General features: G+C 73.5%; 13 protein-coding genes. 8 read left to right on the top strand and 5 right to left on the bottom strand.

Annotated features, from left to right (window positions below):
- Nucleotides 1-56: 56 nt before the first annotated feature.
- Nucleotides 57-1,769: a bifunctional metallophosphatase/5'-nucleotidase gene (locus ACGF5G_RS28995; protein WP_393268477.1), complete on the bottom strand. Its 1,713-nt coding sequence runs from the start codon at nucleotides 1,767-1,769 to the stop codon at nucleotides 57-59.
- 313 nt (nucleotides 1,770-2,082) lie between these two features.
- On the opposite strand from ACGF5G_RS28995, the gene ACGF5G_RS29000 reads away from it, so the two are divergent.
- Both ACGF5G_RS29000 and ACGF5G_RS29005 read left to right on the top strand, forming a co-directional pair.
- A complete protein-coding gene (locus tag ACGF5G_RS29000; protein WP_393268479.1) occupies nucleotides 2,083-2,877 on the top strand; it encodes an alpha/beta fold hydrolase in 795 nt (264 codons plus the stop codon).
- 90 nt (nucleotides 2,878-2,967) lie between these two features.
- Nucleotides 2,968-3,597, top strand: coding sequence for a hypothetical protein (locus ACGF5G_RS29005; RefSeq protein WP_393268481.1), 630 nt, complete (start codon nucleotides 2,968-2,970; stop codon nucleotides 3,595-3,597).
- Between the two features lie 102 nt (nucleotides 3,598-3,699).
- Here ACGF5G_RS29005 and ACGF5G_RS29010 read toward each other — a convergent pair whose 3' ends face one another.
- A complete protein-coding gene (locus tag ACGF5G_RS29010) occupies nucleotides 3,700-4,482 on the bottom strand; it encodes a phosphodiesterase (protein ID WP_393268484.1) in 783 nt (260 codons plus the stop codon).
- A gap of 217 nt (nucleotides 4,483-4,699) precedes the next feature.
- Between ACGF5G_RS29010 and ACGF5G_RS29015 the strand changes: the two genes are divergently transcribed.
- Entirely contained in the window at nucleotides 4,700-6,121 is a 1,422-nt protein-coding gene (locus tag ACGF5G_RS29015) for a diguanylate cyclase (protein WP_393268487.1), read from the top strand.
- 179 nt (nucleotides 6,122-6,300) lie between these two features.
- Here the strand turns inward: ACGF5G_RS29015 and ACGF5G_RS29020 are convergent, their stop codons facing one another.
- Nucleotides 6,301-7,362, bottom strand: a complete 1,062-nt coding sequence (locus tag ACGF5G_RS29020; protein ID WP_393268490.1) for an aspartate-semialdehyde dehydrogenase — start codon at nucleotides 7,360-7,362, stop codon at nucleotides 6,301-6,303.
- Between the two features lie 5 nt (nucleotides 7,363-7,367).
- A complete protein-coding gene (locus tag ACGF5G_RS29025) occupies nucleotides 7,368-8,633 on the bottom strand; it encodes an aspartate kinase (protein WP_357696047.1) in 1,266 nt (421 codons plus the stop codon).
- A 222-nt stretch (nucleotides 8,634-8,855) separates the two neighbouring features.
- Here ACGF5G_RS29025 and ACGF5G_RS29030 point away from each other — a divergent pair, with 222 nt between their 5' ends.
- The 3 genes from ACGF5G_RS29030 to leuA all read left to right on the top strand — a co-directional run bounded on the left by ACGF5G_RS29030 (nucleotide 8,856) and on the right by leuA (nucleotide 12,367).
- Nucleotides 8,856-9,740 carry a hypothetical protein gene (locus ACGF5G_RS29030; RefSeq protein ID WP_393268492.1) on the top strand — a complete coding sequence of 295 codons (885 nt, stop codon included), beginning with the start codon at nucleotides 8,856-8,858 and terminating at the stop codon, nucleotides 9,738-9,740.
- Between the two features lie 85 nt (nucleotides 9,741-9,825).
- Nucleotides 9,826-10,377 (top strand): nitroreductase family protein, encoded by a 552-nt coding sequence (locus tag ACGF5G_RS29035; RefSeq protein ID WP_393268493.1) that lies wholly within the window; start codon nucleotides 9,826-9,828, stop codon nucleotides 10,375-10,377.
- Nucleotides 10,378-10,615: 238 nt separating this feature from the next.
- Nucleotides 10,616-12,367 (top strand): 2-isopropylmalate synthase, encoded by a 1,752-nt coding sequence (gene leuA / locus ACGF5G_RS29040; protein WP_393268496.1) that lies wholly within the window; start codon nucleotides 10,616-10,618, stop codon nucleotides 12,365-12,367.
- Nucleotides 12,368-12,419: 52 nt separating this feature from the next.
- Here the strand turns inward: leuA and ACGF5G_RS29045 are convergent, their stop codons facing one another.
- Entirely contained in the window at nucleotides 12,420-13,850 is a 1,431-nt protein-coding gene (locus ACGF5G_RS29045; protein ID WP_393268498.1) for an MFS transporter, read from the bottom strand.
- Between the two features lie 108 nt (nucleotides 13,851-13,958).
- On the opposite strand from ACGF5G_RS29045, the gene ACGF5G_RS29050 reads away from it, so the two are divergent.
- Together ACGF5G_RS29050 and ACGF5G_RS29055 are read left to right on the top strand one after the other, a co-directional pair.
- Complete coding sequence (locus ACGF5G_RS29050) at nucleotides 13,959-14,621, top strand: HNH endonuclease family protein (RefSeq protein ID WP_393268500.1); 663 nt, start codon at nucleotides 13,959-13,961, stop codon at nucleotides 14,619-14,621.
- Nucleotides 14,603-15,058, top strand: a complete 456-nt coding sequence (locus tag ACGF5G_RS29055) for a hypothetical protein (protein ID WP_393268502.1) — start codon at nucleotides 14,603-14,605, stop codon at nucleotides 15,056-15,058. The genes ACGF5G_RS29050 and ACGF5G_RS29055 overlap by 19 nt, the downstream gene beginning before the upstream one ends.
- Nucleotides 15,059-15,064 lie beyond the last annotated feature (6 nt).

A 15,064-nucleotide genomic window follows, 5' to 3' on the forward strand; every position in this document is an offset into this window, starting at 1 on the left:
AGCGGAGACGGGCCCCGGAGCAGGTGCTCCGGGGCCCGTCGGGTGCGCACGTCGCCTCAGGCGGCGGGGACCTCCGCGGTGGTGCGGATGCGGTCCAGCGCCGGCGCCGAGACCGGGGACTCGGCGGTCAGGTACGCCACGAACGCGTCCAGGTCGATCATCCCGGTGGCCGCGTTCTTGCCGCCGGTGAGGACGCTGAAGCCGTCACCGCCGCCGGAGAGGAAGTTGTTCACCGTGACCCGGTAGGTGGCACCGGCGTCGACCGCCACGCCACCGAAGCTGAGGCTGCCCCGGACCACCCGGGTGCCCGCGCACGGGTCCGCCACGGTGCCGGTGGTGCCGGCCGGGTCGACGACGTACCGGACGGTCGACGACGGGTAGAGCGTCCGGCCGGTGACGAACTGCTGCTCCAGCATGCAGTAGAGCTGCGCGCCGGTGAGGTCGAGCGTCACGAGGTTGTTGCCGAACGGCTGCACCGTGAAGGCCTCCTCGTAGGTGACCGGGCCGGCGTCGAGGTCGGCGCGTACACCACCGGGGTTCATGAAGGCGGCGACCGCGCCCTGCTCGTCGTCGGTGGCGGCGAGTTGCGCGTCGGCGATCAGGTTGCCCATCGGGGACTCGCCCAGGGTCGTACCGAAGAGGGTCTCCTGGGTCTTCTTGATCGCCGTGGTGGTCTGGCCGACCTCGCGGCCGGCCACCGGGCCGAGCACGGCCTTGTAGCGGTTGATCAGGTCGGTCTGCGCCGGGTCCCTGTCGACGTCCCGGTTGACCACCACGTTCTCGGCCTTGGCGGTGATGACGTCACCGGTGCGCCGGTCGATGGCGAGGTCGATGTCGGTGACCAGGCGGCCGAACGAGCTGGCGCTGGTGACCAGCTTGCCGTTGATGTCGCAGTTGTACGCCTGGTGGGTGTGGCCGCTGACGACGACGTCGATCGACGGGTCCATCCGGTTGGCGATGTCCACGATGGGGCCGGAGATGCCCTTGCAGTCGTTGATGCCGCCGGTGGCGTCCTGGGTGCCGCCCTCGTGCAGCAGCACGACGATGGTCTCGACGCCCTTGGCACGCAACTCGCGGGCGTACCGGTTGGCGGTCTGCGCCTCGTCGGCGAAGGTCAGGCCGGCGACGCCCTGCGGGCTGACGATCTGCGGGGTGCCCTCCAGCGTCATGCCGATGAAGCCGACCTTGACGCCCTGCACCTTGTGGATGGCGTACGGGGCGAGCAGCGGCTGGCCGGTGGCGGTCCTGAACGCGTTGGCCGACAGGTACTGGAACCCGGCGCCCTCGTACGGGGTGCCGTCGGCGCAGCCGTCGACGGGGTGGCAGCCGCCGTTCTGGATGCGCAGCAGCTCGTCGGCGCCCTCGTCGAACTCGTGGTTGCCGACGCTGGCGTAGTCGAGCCCGGCCAGCGACAGCGCCTCGATGGTCGGCTCGTCGTGGAACGCGGCGGAGAGCAGCGGGGAGGCGCCGATCAGGTCGCCGGCCGCCACGGTGATGGTGTTCTCCTCCTCGACGGCGCGCTTGCGCAGCTCGGCGAGCTGGGTGGCGAGGTATTCGGCCCCGCCGGCGGGCTGCCCGGCGATGGTGCCGTTGGTGGTGCCGGTCGGCGGTTCGAGGTTGCCGTGGAAGTCGTTGAGGGCGAGCAGCTTGACGGCGACCGGCTTCGGGCCGGCGTCCGCCTGGTCGGGGGTGGTCGTGACCGCGCCGAACGCGGTCACGGCGAGCGCGGTCAGGCCGATGGCGGCCCGACGCATCCCGGGGATGGACATGGAACTCCTCGTGAGAAGCCGGCGCGGGCGACGCCCGGGCGATGGTGACGCCGGTCGGGCCCGCGCCGTCGGCGGCGTTCGGTCGCGGTGGCGGCGGTGGGGGACCGCCGCCGCGTCGGGGACAGCCTCTCATCGCCGGTCGCCGCCGGTCGACCGGGGCGGGCCCCGCAGACCTGGGGATACGTCTCCGATCGGGGGACGTCTGGACGGGCGTTTCCGACATGACCGGCCGGTGATGGCCGGTCGTCGCGGTTGTCGGTGGGCTGGTCTAGAAAGGACCGGACGGACGGCGTACGACAGGAAGGATGATCGGATGAGCGGGAGCCCGGCGGTGGAGACGGTGCGGTCGGCCGACGGCACCCGGATCGCGTACGAGCGCGCGGGCGACGGGCCACCGATCATCCTGGTCGGCGGTGCCTTCAACGACCGGTCGACCACCCGGGCGCTGGCCGGGGCGCTCGCGCCGGACTTCACCGTCGTCGGCTACGACCGGCGCGGCCGGGGCGACAGCGGCGACACCGCGCCCTACGCGGTCGACCGGGAGATCGAGGACATCGCGGCGCTGGTCGCCGCGGTCGGCGGCACGGCGCACCTCTACGGCGTCTCGTCCGGCGCGATCCTCGCCGCGCTCGCCACGGCGCACGGGCTGCCGGTCGGCGGGCTCGCCCTGTTCGAGCCGCCGTTCCAGGTCGGCCCGCAGACCGGCCCCCGGCCGGACGTCTCGGCCCGGACGGCCGAGCTGATCGCCGCCGGCGACCGGGCCGGTGCGGTCGAGGCGTTCATGCTCCACGCGGTGGGGCTGCCCGCCGAGGCGGTGGCCGGGATGCGCGGCGAGCCGGTGTGGCCCCACCTGGAGTCGCTGGCGCACACCCTCCCGTACGACACGCTGATCAGCGCCGGCGGCGTGCCGCCGGTCGACCGCCTGGCCACGATCACCGTCCCCACCGTGGTGGTGGACAGCGCGGGCAGCCCGCAGTGGTTGCGCGACGGTGCCCGCGCGGCGGCCGAGGCGATTCCGGGTGCCCGCCACGTCAGCCTCGACGGCGGCTACCACGAGGTGCCGGCCGAGGCGCTCGCCCCGGTGCTGCGCGATGTCCTTCTCCGCTGACGCCCGTCCGCCTCACCGACGGCAGCGGGATGCCGGCCGCTATTGACGGCCGCTGATACACCGGAGTGCGTGAGCGCCGGAGGAGGCAGGGTGTCGGAGGAGCAGAAGAACCGGGCCCTCGAGGCGGCCCTGGCGGACGCGGCGGCGATCCGGACGACGATCGAGCGCAAGGCCAACCACAACCAGGCGCTCGTCGGGGCGAACCTGACCGCGGTCGCGGCGGTCGCCGGCTTCGTCCTCTCGGAGAAGGCAGACCTCCGGATGTTCCTGCTCCTGCCGGTGCTCAGCACCGCCCTGGGGCTGAGCGTCGTCTCCCAGTACCGGGACATCCGCATCGCCGGTCACTACCTTGAGCAGGTGTTGCGCCCCGCCATCGCGCGCTACACCGGCGAGCCCAGCCTCTTCGGCTGGGAGGCCTTCTACTGGCGACGCAAGCACGACGGGCACGTGGCGCAGGCGCTCGCCATGGGGGTGATCTTCCCGGGGGTGTCCGCCCTCGCCCTGGCGGTCACGCTCCCCGGCATCCGCACGACCGCCGACAAGCTGGCCTGGGCCGTCGGGGCGGCCATGCTCCTGCTGCTGCTCGGCGCGTGGTCCAACCGTCTCCACGAGATGGTCCGCGCCCGTTGGGCCCGGTTCCGCCGCGCCTCTCCCCGCCGGGCGTCCGACGAAGCGGCCCTGTCCGGCGACGACGGCACCCGCACGCCGACGGCGGCCTGACCAGCCCCGAGGGCCCTGGTCCGCCGAGTTGTCCGGCCCGAGGGAGAGACGGTGCGCCGGCCAGCCCGGCACCCGGTCCGGCCCGGCAGTCAGCGCCCCGGGTCAGAATCCGCAGGTCTTGCCGGCGGCGTGGCTGACCTGCACCAGGTGGGTGACGCAGCCGCCCCGGGCGACCCGGTGCAGCAGGAAGCCGGTCGGCTCGGTGACCCAGCCGATCTGCTCGTCGGCGCTCATGGTGAGCGTGCTCTGCTGCCAGGTGCTGGGCGCGGTGGTGAGCACCGTGCCGGCGAAGGTCACCGTGACCGGGCGGTGGACGTGCCCGGCGACCACCCGGGCGACGTGCGGGTGCCGGGCGATCACCTCGGCCAGCGCGTCCCCGTCGGTCAGCCGGATGTCGTCGGCGGCGGGGATGCCGACCGGCGCCGGCGGGTGGTGCAGGCAGACCACGGCCGGCACCTCCGGCCGGCCGGCCAGCACCCCGTCCAGCCAGCCGAGCTGGTCCTCGCCGAGGCAGCCGGCGCCGTCGCCGGCCGGCATCAGCGAATCCAGCACCACGATCGTTGCCTCGGGGTGGTCGACGTGGTAGTAGGCCGAGAAACCGCCGCCGAGCCACGGCGTGCCACCGAAGGTGTCGAGGAGCGACTCCCGGTCGTCGTGGTTGCCGGCGACCAGGTGCACCGGCAGCGGGAACCGGCCGATGATCTCGCGCAGCGCGGCGTACTCGTCGGGGCGGCCGTGGTCGACGAGGTCGCCGGTGATGACCACGCACTCCGGCCGGGGGTTCAGCGCCAACACCCGGCCGAGGGCACGGTGCAGGCCGACGGCCGGTTCGGCGGCGAGCACTCCGGTGGTCACGTGCGGATCACTGAGCTGGGCGATGAGCATCCGTGCCTCCACTCGACCGGGACCCTCACGCTATCGCCGCGAGCCCCGCCGCGCGGCCCGCCCGAACCCACAGGCCGTGTCCACAGCCTGTGGATAGCACATGTGTACGAAGGCCGTTGACGATCTTGCTCCCGGGCGGTACGACGCCTCGCTGAGTACCCTTGGTGCGGGCCCGCCCGCCGGCCGGCACCCCTCCCAACCTGGAACGACGTGCCCAGTGGATCACGAGCGAGTCATCCGTGACGTGACGGTCCGCCTCCCCATGGCGTCGACCGCCCTGGAGGCGTGCCAGTGGACCGTCACCGCGCTCGCCCGGTACGCGCCGGCCACCATCTCCGTCCTGCTCCAGGTGCACGACCGGCTCCGCTGCGTCGCGGCGACCGGCTCCTGGCAGGTCTTCTCGACCGTGCCGCCGAAGACCGGGATCGTCGGACGGGTGTACGCCTCCGGCGAGACCGCCGTGGTGCCCGACGTCGCCGACGACCCCGACTACATCCCGGTACACCCCGACGTCACCGCCGAGGTCTGCGTACCGGTGCTGGACCCGGCGGGGCGGCCGATCGGCGTGCTGGACCTCCAGTGGCGCGGGCCGGCCGACCTGGCCCGGTGGGGGGAGACCGCCGAGCGGCTGGCCGCCCGGCTCGGCGCCCGGATCGTGGCGCTCGGCGGGCCACCCGCCGAGAGCCGCAGCGAGAAGCTGCTCCGGCACGCCACCGCGCTGACCTCCGCGTCGACGGAGTGGGACCTGTTCGCCGCCGCGATCGCCGCGGCCCGGGACGTCTCCACCCTCTCCGCCGCCGTGCTGGTCCTCGCCGGGCCGGAGGGGCCCCGGCTGGGCGCGCCCACGGCCACCCCCGGCGAGTTCGAGTCCCGGATCCGGGCGGAGCTGACCGAGGCGGGCCCCGCCGCGCTGGGCCGGATGATCAGCCGCGCCCACCACCACGGAGTGGGGTACACGCTCGGCGAGGCGGGGCACCCGCCGGTCCCCGACCACCGGCCGCTGTCCCGGGCCGGGGTGCGCACCCTGGTCGCGGTGCCGGTCGGCCCACCCGGCGACGGCGGGGTGCTGCTGGTCGCCGACGAGCGGCTGCTGCGCCCCGACCCGACCACCGTCAACCTGCTGGAGCTGCTCGCCGGCCAGGCATGGAGCTGCCTGGACCGGCTGCGTACCGTCGCCCGGCTGCGCGAGCAGGCCAACTCCGACCCGCTGACCGGGCTGCGCCACACCGGCCCGTTCGGCCGACGCATCGCCGTGGCCACCCCCGGTCGTACGGCCCTGCTGGCCATCGACGTGGACGGCTTCAAGAGCGTCAACGACACGTACGGCCACCAGGCCGGTGACCGGGTGCTGGTCCGGCTGGCCCGGGCCCTGGAGGGGGCGCTGCGGCACGGCGACGAGCTGTACCGGATCGGCGGCGACGAGTTCGTGGCGGTGATCGAGGTGAACCGCCCCGACGAGGCCGTCCGGATCGCCGAGCGTCTCACCGAGGCGGCGCGGCAGATCGGCCGCACGATCAGCGTGGGGGTGGCCCTGCCCCGCCCCGGCGAGCCCCCCGAACTCACCCTGCGCCGCGCCGACCAGGCGCTCTACGCGGTGAAGCGGCACGGCCGCGACGGCGTCCGCCTGGCCGCCGCCTAACCCACCACCCCCACCCACCCGCCCACATCCCCACCCGCACCCGCACCCGCACCCGCGCACTTTGTGCCGTCGTTATGCACCTCTAACCCCTTTTGTCGGGGCCAAAAGTGCAAGATCGCGGAGGGTCAGCGGCGGTGGGAGGGGGCGGTGAGGGTCAGGGGGCCAGGGGGGGCAGGGGGTTAGCGGGGGGTTAGTTCCTTGGCGAGGAGTTCGGCGATCTGGGCGGTGTTGAGGGCCGCGCCCTTGCGCAGGTTGTCGCCGGTGACGAAGAAGTCGAGGGCGCGCGGGTCGTCGACGGCGCGGCGGATCCGGCCCACCCAGGACGGGTCGGTGCCGACCGCGTCGATCGGCATCGGAAACTCGCCGTCGCCCGGGTCGTCGACCAGGATCACCCCGGGGGCGTTGCGCAGCACCTCGCGGGCGCCCTCGGCGTCCACCTCGGTGGCGAAGACCGCGTGCACCGCGACGGAGTGGCCGGTCACCACCGGCACCCGTACGCAGGTGGCCGAGACCTTGAGGTCGGGCAGCCCGAGGATCTTGCGCGACTCGTTGCGCAGCTTCATCTCCTCGGACGACCAGCCCGCCTCGGCCAGCGAGCCCGCCCAGGGCACCACGTTGAGCGCCAGCGGCGCCGGGAACGGGCCCAACTCGTCGCCGACCGCCTGGCGTACGTCGCCGGGGCGCGAGCCGAGGGCCCGGTCACCGGCGATCTTGGTGAGCTGGGTGTGCAGGGTGTCCACGCCGGCCTGACCGGCGCCGGAGACCGCCTGGTAGGAGGCGAGCACCAGCTCGCGTAGCCCGTACTCGCGGTGCAGCGGGGCGACCGCGACGATCATCGCGAGGGTGGTGCAGTTGGCGTTGGCGATGATCCCCTTCGGCCGGTTGCGCACCTGCTCGGGGTTGATCTCCGGCACCACCAGCGGGACGTCGCGGTCCATCCGGAAGGCGCCGGAGTTGTCCACCGCGACGGCGCCCCGGCTCACCGCGACCGGGGCCCACCGCGCGGAGACGTCGTCCGGCACGTCGAACATCGCCACGTCGACGCCGTCGAACGCCTCCGGGGTCAGTGCCCGGACGGTCAGCTCCTCGCCCCGGCAGCGCACCCGCCGCCCGGCCGAGCGCTCGGAGGCGAGCAGCCGGATCTCTCCCCAGACGTTCTTCCGCCCGGTGAGCAGCTCGCACATCACGGTGCCGACGGCACCGGTCGCTCCGACCACGGCCAGGGTGGGCAGCGACGGCACGGGGGCTACCGTCCCGTCCCCGCGTAGACGACGGCCTCGGTGTCGCCGCCGAGGTCGAACGCCTCGTGGATGGCGCGTACGGCGGCGTCCAGGTCGGTGTCGCGGCAGACCACGGAGACCCGGATCTCCGAGGTGGAGATCATCTCGATGTTCACGCCGGCCGCGCCGAGGGCGGCGAAGAAGCCGGCCGCGACGCCGGGGTGCGAGCGCATGCCCGCCCCGATCAGCGACACCTTGCCGACGTGGTCGTCGTAGAGCAGGCCCTTGAACTTGACCGACTCCTGGATCTTGCTGAGCGCGGCCATGGCCGTCGGGCCGTCGGTCTTGGGCAGGGTGAAGGAGATGTCCGTGCGCCCGGTGCCCTCGGTGGAGACGTTCTGCACGATCATGTCGATGTTGATCTCGGCGCCGGCCACGGTGTCGAAGATCCGCGCGGCGGCGCCCGGCTCGTCGGGCACCCCCACGATCGTGATCTTGGCTTCGCTGCGGTCGTGGGCGACCCCGGTGATCAGTGCTTGCTCCACAGGAAGGTCCTCCATCGATCCGGTGACCATCGTGCCGGTGTTGGTCGAGTATGACGAACGGACGTGGATCGGCAAGCCCGCCCGGCGGGCGTACTCCACGCTGCGCAGGTGCAGGACCTTGGCGCCGCAGGCGGCCAGCTCCAGCATCTCCTCGTAGGTGATCTGCTTGATGTGCCGCGCGTCGGGGACGATCCGCGGGTCGGCGCTGAAGATGCCGTCGACGTCGGTGTAGATCTCGCAGACGTCCGCGTGCAGGGCGGCGGCCAGCGCCACGGCGGTGGTGTCGGAACCGCCCCGGCCCAGCGTCGTGACGTCCTTGGTGTCCTGGGAGACGCCCTGGAAGCCGGCCACGATCACCACCGCGCCCTCGTCGAGCGCGCCCTTGAGCCGGCCCGGCGTGACGTCGATGATCCGTGCCCGGCCGTGCACCGACGTGGTGATCACGCCGGCCTGCGAACCGGTGAACGAGCGGGCCTCGTATCCCAGGTTGTGGATGGCCATGGCGAGCAGCGCCATGGAGATCCGCTCCCCGGCCGTGAGCAGCATGTCCAGCTCGCGGCCCGGCGGCAGCGGGCTGACCTGGTTGGCCAGGTCGAGCAGCTCGTCGGTGGTGTCCCCCATGGCGGAGACCACCACCACGACGTCGTCGCCGGCCTTGCGCGCGGCGACGATGCGCTCGGCCACGCGCTTGATCCGCTCGGCGTTGGCGACGGAGGACCCGCCGTACTTCTGCACCACGAGTGCCACGACGGTGCACTCCCTCCCAGCGACGACCCTGAGCGTGCCGACGCCGCCGGTCGGGGCCGGCGGCGCGTGTCAGACGCCTTCAGGGTATCGGTCGACCGGCTCGGTCGGGTCAGGTGATCCCACGATCCGGCCCGGCCGACGCGGGGGCGTGGCGCGCGACACGCCGGGCGGACGGGGCGGCAGGGGTCCCCGCGCGGCGTTCCCGGGCCGCAGAATGACCCGGTGCACGCCCACCTGAGTCCGGCCGGCCCCCACGGGCGCGATCGCCAGTCCGCCCGGGCCGGGAAGGCCGCCGCCGAGGAGGCCCGCGCCCCCGTCGCTGGCCTCCGCACGCCGGCGCGGCCGGCCCGACGCCTCGCCGGCCCGCTCGCGCTCGCCCTGCCGGCGCTCCTCGTCGCCTGCACCGCCGACGAGCCGGTCACGCCACCGCCCGCCACGTCGGCGCCCGTCCCGGCGGGAATGGACGCGGCGCGCGACGCGCTGGCCGCGCTGGCCGCGGCGGCGCAGGACCGGCACCTGGTCGCCGGCTACACGCTGCGCAGCCCGGACGCCCCGGACCGCACGATCATGGTAACCAGCGCGAACGACGGCACCTGGCGGGTCGACGTCCCGGGCGGGGCGCTCGGCGGCACCGCGGACGTCTCGCTCGCCGCCACCGCCGACGGGCTGTTCCAGTGCGCCCTGCCGTCCGCCGCGCGGCCCGAGCCGGCGAGCTGCGTACGCCTCGGCGACCGGGACGACGCGGTGCCCCGCCGGCTGGACCCCCGGGTGCAGCACCCGTTCACCGACTGGCTGGACGTGCTGACCGACCGGCGGGCCCCGCTCGCCGTGTCACCCGCCCAGCCCCTGCCCGGGGCGTCGGGTACGTGCTACTCGGTGGAGACCACCTCGGCCTCGATCAACGCCCCGCTGGACGTGGGCATCTACTGCTACGGCCCCGACGGCACGCCCACCGCGGTGCGCACGGCGTTCGGCACGCTCACCCTGGCCGGGCCGCCCGGGCCGGCCCCGGCGACCGTGCAGCTCGCCGGTCCCGTGGTGGACGGCGAGCCGCTCGGCACGGCGGCGCCGGAGCCGTCCGACAGCCCGAGCGCGGGAACGCTCTGACCCAGCCGCACGTTACGGGTGCTTTTCGCCACATTCGGACATACCACCCTTAGCTTCCGAACCGCCCGTACGGGACACTCGTCGCATGGTCGACCTCACCCCGCTGCTCGCGTTCCGCTGGAGCCCCCGGTCCTTCGACCCGACGGCGGAGCTGGCCGCCGACCACGCGTCGGCGCTGATCGAGGCGGCCCGCTGGGCGCCCTCGGCCGGCAACGTCCAGCCGTGGCGGTTCGTCCTCGGGCACCGCGACGACGAGACGTTCAAGCGGATCCTGGTGAACCTGCCGGAGCCGGACCAGCGGTGGGCCCAGCGCGCCTCCGCCCTGCTGCTGGGCACCCACCTGACCGGGGCCGCCGGGCACCTCTACGACCTGGGTCAGGCCATCGCCCACCTCACCGTGCAGGCCACGGCGCTCGGCCTGCACGTGCGCCAGCTGCGCGGCCTGGACCGCGCCGGCCTGGCCGCCGACCTCGACCTGCCGGACGGCGTACGGCCGCACGTGGTGGTGGCCGTCGGGCAGCTCGGCGACCCGCTCAGCCTGCCCGCCGACCTGCTCGGATCGGAGACCGGCCTGCGCCGCCGCCTCCCCCTGGCCGAGATCGTGCTGACCAGCGGGAATGCGAAGTACGTCTCATAGTCCGGACCGTCCTTCCCGCGACTCGTCCCACCACGTAGGGTTACCTGGTCATGTGGCGGGCGTACCTCCTCCTTGGTCGCCGCGACGAGGCCTGAAGGCCGGCACCTCGTCGCGGAGTCGAACCGCGCCGTCCAGCACATCCGAACTTCCCATCGGCACCGCCCGGGCACCGTCGCCCCGGCACCTGGCCGACACCTTCCGATTGCTGACGCCACATGTTCAAGGGGAGCACTTCGTCATGGCTCAACCCGTCACCGACGCGGAGACCGATCCGTTCGCCCGGCAGCGCCCCAGCGGGATGCCGTACCACCGCTACCAGCCCTACCAGCAGCAGTTCCGCATCGACCTGCCGGACCGCACCTGGCCGACCCGACACGTCGAGACCGCGCCGCGCTGGTGCGCGGTGGACCTGCGCGACGGCAACCAGGCGCTCATCGACCCGATGTCGCCGGAGCGCAAGCGGCGGATGTTCCAGCTCCTGGTGCAGATGGGCTACAAGGAGATCGAGGTCGGCTTCCCCTCGGCCAGCCAGACCGACTACGACTTCGTCCGGCAGCTGATCGAGCAGGACCTGATCCCGTCCGACGTCACGATCCAGGTGCTCACCCAGTGCCGGGAGCACCTGATCGACCGCACCTTCGAGTCGCTGCGCGGCGCGCGGCGCGCGATCGTGCACTTCTACAACTCGACCTCCACGCTCCAGCGCCGGGTGGTCTTCGGGCTGGACCGCGACGGCATCGCGGACATCGCCACCCAGGGCGCGCGGCTCTGCCAGAAGTACGCGGAGATCCACACCCCGGACACCGACATCCACTACGAGTACTCGCCGGAGTCGTACACCGGCACGGAGCTGGAGTACGCGCTGGAGGTCTGCGCCAAGGTCATCGAGGTGGTCGACCCGACGCCGGACCGGAAGCTGATCGTCAACCTGCCCGCCACCGTCGAGATGGCGATGCCGAACGTCTACGCCGACTCGATCGAGTGGATGCACCGGCACCTGCCCCGGCGGGACAGCCTGGTGTTGAGCCTGCACCCGCACAACGACCGGGGCACCGGCGTGGCCGCCGCCGAGCTGGGCCTGCTGGCCGGCGCGGACCGGGTCGAGGGCTGCCTGTTCGGCAACGGCGAGCGCACCGGCAACGTCGACCTGGTGACGCTGGGCCTGAACCTGTTCTCCCAGGGCATCGACCCGATGATCGACTTCTCGCACATCGACGAGGTGAAGCGGGCCGTCGAGTACTGCAACCAGCTCCCGGTGCACGAGCGCCACCCGTACGCGGGCGACCTGGTCTACACCGCCTTCTCCGGCTCCCACCAGGACGCGATCAAGAAGGGCTTCGACGCCCTGACCGCGGACGCGGCGGCGGCCGGGGTGCCCGTCGACAACTTCACCTGGGCGGTGCCCTACCTGCCGGTCGACCCGAAGGACCTGGGCCGCACCTACGAGGCGGTCATCCGGGTCAACTCGCAGTCCGGCAAGGGCGGCGTCGCGTACATCATGAAGAGCGAGCACCAGCTCGACCTGCCGCGCCGGCTCCAGATCGAGTTCTCCGGCGTGGTCCAGCAGGTCACCGACCACGACGGCGGCGAGGTCGACCCGGGCACGATGTGGGAGATCTTCGCGGGGCACTACCTGCTCGACCACCAGGCCGACCCGGCGCTCACCCTGGACGGCTACGCCATCGGCACCCCCGAGGGCAAGGTCGAGATCGAGGCCCGCGTCGGCCTGGGCGGCGAGGCCCACTCGCTGACCGCGGTCGGCAACGGCCCGATCGACGCGTACGTCAACGCGCTCCAGTCGGTGGGCGTGGCGGTGCGGGTGCTCGACTACCACGAGCACGCGCTCTCCTCCGGCGGGGACGCGCAGGCCGCCGCGTACGTGGAGTGCGAGGTCGACGGTCGTACGGTCTGGGGCGTGGGCACCGACGCCAACATCGTCACCGCCTCGATCAAGGCCGTGACGAGCGCCGTCAACCGCGCCCGCGCCTGAGGTGTAAGGAAGGGCACCCTGTTAACGCCTGGTGCATAGCAGGGGGCCCTTCCTAACGCCGCGGGCGGTGGATGAGCAGGGCGGCCAACGCCGCGCCGGCCAGCAGCAGGCCGGCGCACCAGAGCATCGCGTCCCGGTAGGCGCCGGTCAGCTCGCCCGCCTGCTCGTAGCCGGTGCCGGAGAGCCCGACCAGCAGCGGGAGCGCGGCCACCGCCAGCAGGCCGCCGGCCCGGGACGCGGCGTTGTTGAAGCCGCTCGCCACGCCGGCGAACCGGTCGTCGACCGCCGCCAGCACCGACGCGGTCAGCGGCGCCACCACCAGGGTCAGCCCGACCCCGAAGAGCCCCACCCCGGGCAGCACATCCCGCCAGTACGACGCGTCGGGGCCGACGCCCCGCAGCAGCACCAGCCCGGCGGCGGCGACCACCGGCCCGACGGTCAGCGGCAGCCGTGGCCCGATCCGCGCCGACAGCGCGCCGGCCCGCGCCGAGCCGACCAGCAGCAGCACCGTCATCGGCAGCAACGCGACCCCGGTGAGCAGCGCCGACCAGCCGACCACGTTCTGCAGGTAGACGGCGAGGAAGAAGGTGAAGCCGCCGAGCGCCGCGTAGACCAGCACGGTGAAGACGTTCAGCACGGAGAAGAGTTGGCTGCTGAACAGCCCGGTGGGCAGCATCGCTGTGTCGCCCCGGCGCCGCTCGACGAGCACGAAGGCCACCGCGCCGGCCACCCCGAGCAGCGCCGCGACCAGCACCGGCGCCGAGTCGAAGCCGCGCGCCGGGGCGTCGATCAGCGCGTACGTGATGCCGGCCAGGGCGAGCGCGCCGAGCAGCGCGCCGGCCACGTCGAAGCGGCGGCGCCGGCCGGCCGCCCGGGTGCGGGAGGTGGCCTCGTCCCGGCTCTCCGGCACCCAGCGCAGCGCGGCGAGCACCACCAGCACGGCCAACGGCAGGTTGAGGAAGAAGATCCACCGCCAGGAGAGCGCGTCGATCAGCCAGCCGCCGATGAACGGGCCGAGCGCGGTGGAGACGCCGGACAGCCCCGACCAGGCGCCGATCGCCCGCCCCCGGTCGTCGGGGTGGAAGCTGGCCTGGAGCACCGACAGCGAACCCGGGGTCAGCAGCGCGCCGCCGGCGCCCTGGAGGAAGCGGGCCGCGATCAGCCACTCCGTGCCCTGGGCCAGGCCGCAGAGCAGCGAGGCGGCGGTGAACCAGACCACCCCGAGCAGGAATACCCGCCGCCGGCCGAAGCGGTCGCCGAGCGCGCCGCCGAGCAGGACGAAGGCGGCGAGCATCAACAGGTATCCATTGACCGTCCACTGGAGACCGGCGACGGTGGCCTCGAGTTCCGCGCCGAGCCGGGGCAGCGCCACATTGACCACCGTGGCGTCCAGAAAGACCATGCCGGAGGCGAGGACGGCGGCGAGCAGGGTGCCCCGACCGTGGGCGGTGCCCAGCCGGAGCGCGGGCGGAGAGTCGGTCATCGCCTCCAATCTTCCCCGCACCATATGAGAGACGCCACGAAACGCCGAAACCATGCCCGGGTACTGTGCGGGATCGCCGGGAGCCCGCAAGCTGGAGAGGTGTCGTCTGTGCGTACCAGATCAGGACCGCGCGTCGCGGTGACGGCCGCGCTGGCCGCGGCGCTGGCGCTCGGCGCGGCCGGCTGCGTCCCCGTCGACGAGCCGGACACCCCGCCGAGCAGCAGCAGCGGCGGCAACGCCGCGCAGAAGCTGGCCCAGCTCAGCGTCGCCGGCGCGGGGTCGATGAAGGGCTACAGCCGGGAGCGTTTCCCGCACTGGCGGGACACCGGCAAGAACTGCGACGTGCGGGACAGCGTGCTGAAGCGCGACGGGGAGGACATCGAGCTCTCCGGCTGCAACGTGGTCGGCGGCCGGTGGGAGAGCGTGTACGACGACCGCGCCCTGACCGATCCGTCCGACGTGGACATCGACCACATGGTGCCGCTGGCGAACGCGTGGCGCTCCGGCGCCGACGAGTGGGACGACGCCAAGCGCGGCGACTTCGCCAACGACATGGACCGACCGCAGCTCATCGCGGTTTCCAAGAACTCCAACCGGGCAAAGGGTGATCAGGACCCGTCCCAGTGGAAACCGGCGAACCGGTCGTTCTGGTGCCAGTACGCCGAGAACTGGGTGACGGTCAAGCACCACTGGCGGCTCACGGTGACCACCGCCGAGAAGGCCGCCCTGACCGACATGCTGGAGGGCTGCACATGGGCGAACAAGCCGTGACCGGGGCCGGGGCGACCCCCGCTCCCGAACAGATGCCGGACTCCGGCGGGGAGGACGCGGCCGCGGCCGCCGGCAGCGCGCCCGCGGGGCCGACCACGGCCGGCATGACGGCGGACGGGACGGCCGCCACGCAGACCGCGGTGCCGGGGGCGGGCATGGCCGCCGACGCCGGCGGCGCGTCGGCCGCCGCCCAGGAACGCACCGCCGACCTCGTGCCCGGTCCGGGCGGAGTGATGACCGACGAGGTCGGCGTGGTCACCGGCGAGCTGACCCTGCGCACCGGCTACGCCGACGGCCAGGTCACGCTGTCGGTGCAGTACAAGGACGCCGACGAGTGGTACACGGTCACCGGTGGCAGGGTCGCGCTGGCTGATCCGGCCGGGTTGGACGCGGTGCACGGCATCGCCGTCGCCCTGCTGCACCGCCCCGAGGGCTGACCACCG

Origin of the sequence: Micromonospora sp. NPDC047730 (assembly GCF_043204765.1) — a bacterium.
GTDB lineage: Bacteria > Actinomycetota > Actinomycetes > Mycobacteriales > Micromonosporaceae > Micromonospora.

Coding starts and splice junctions, on each gene's coding strand:
- ACGF5G_RS29035 (WP_393268493.1), top strand. CDS start 9,826: ATGGTCGACCTCACCCCGCTGCTCGCGTTCCGCTGGAGCCCCCGGTCC.
- ACGF5G_RS29045 (WP_393268498.1), bottom strand. CDS start 13,850: ATGACCGACTCTCCGCCCGCGCTCCGGCTGGGCACCGCCCACGGTCGG.
- leuA (WP_393268496.1), top strand. CDS start 10,616: ATGGCTCAACCCGTCACCGACGCGGAGACCGATCCGTTCGCCCGGCAG.
- ACGF5G_RS29010 (WP_393268484.1), bottom strand. CDS start 4,482: ATGCTCATCGCCCAGCTCAGTGATCCGCACGTGACCACCGGAGTGCTC.
- ACGF5G_RS29000 (WP_393268479.1), top strand. CDS start 2,083: ATGAGCGGGAGCCCGGCGGTGGAGACGGTGCGGTCGGCCGACGGCACC.
- ACGF5G_RS28995 (WP_393268477.1), bottom strand. CDS start 1,769: ATGTCCATCCCCGGGATGCGTCGGGCCGCCATCGGCCTGACCGCGCTC.
- ACGF5G_RS29055 (WP_393268502.1), top strand. CDS start 14,603: ATGGGCGAACAAGCCGTGACCGGGGCCGGGGCGACCCCCGCTCCCGAA.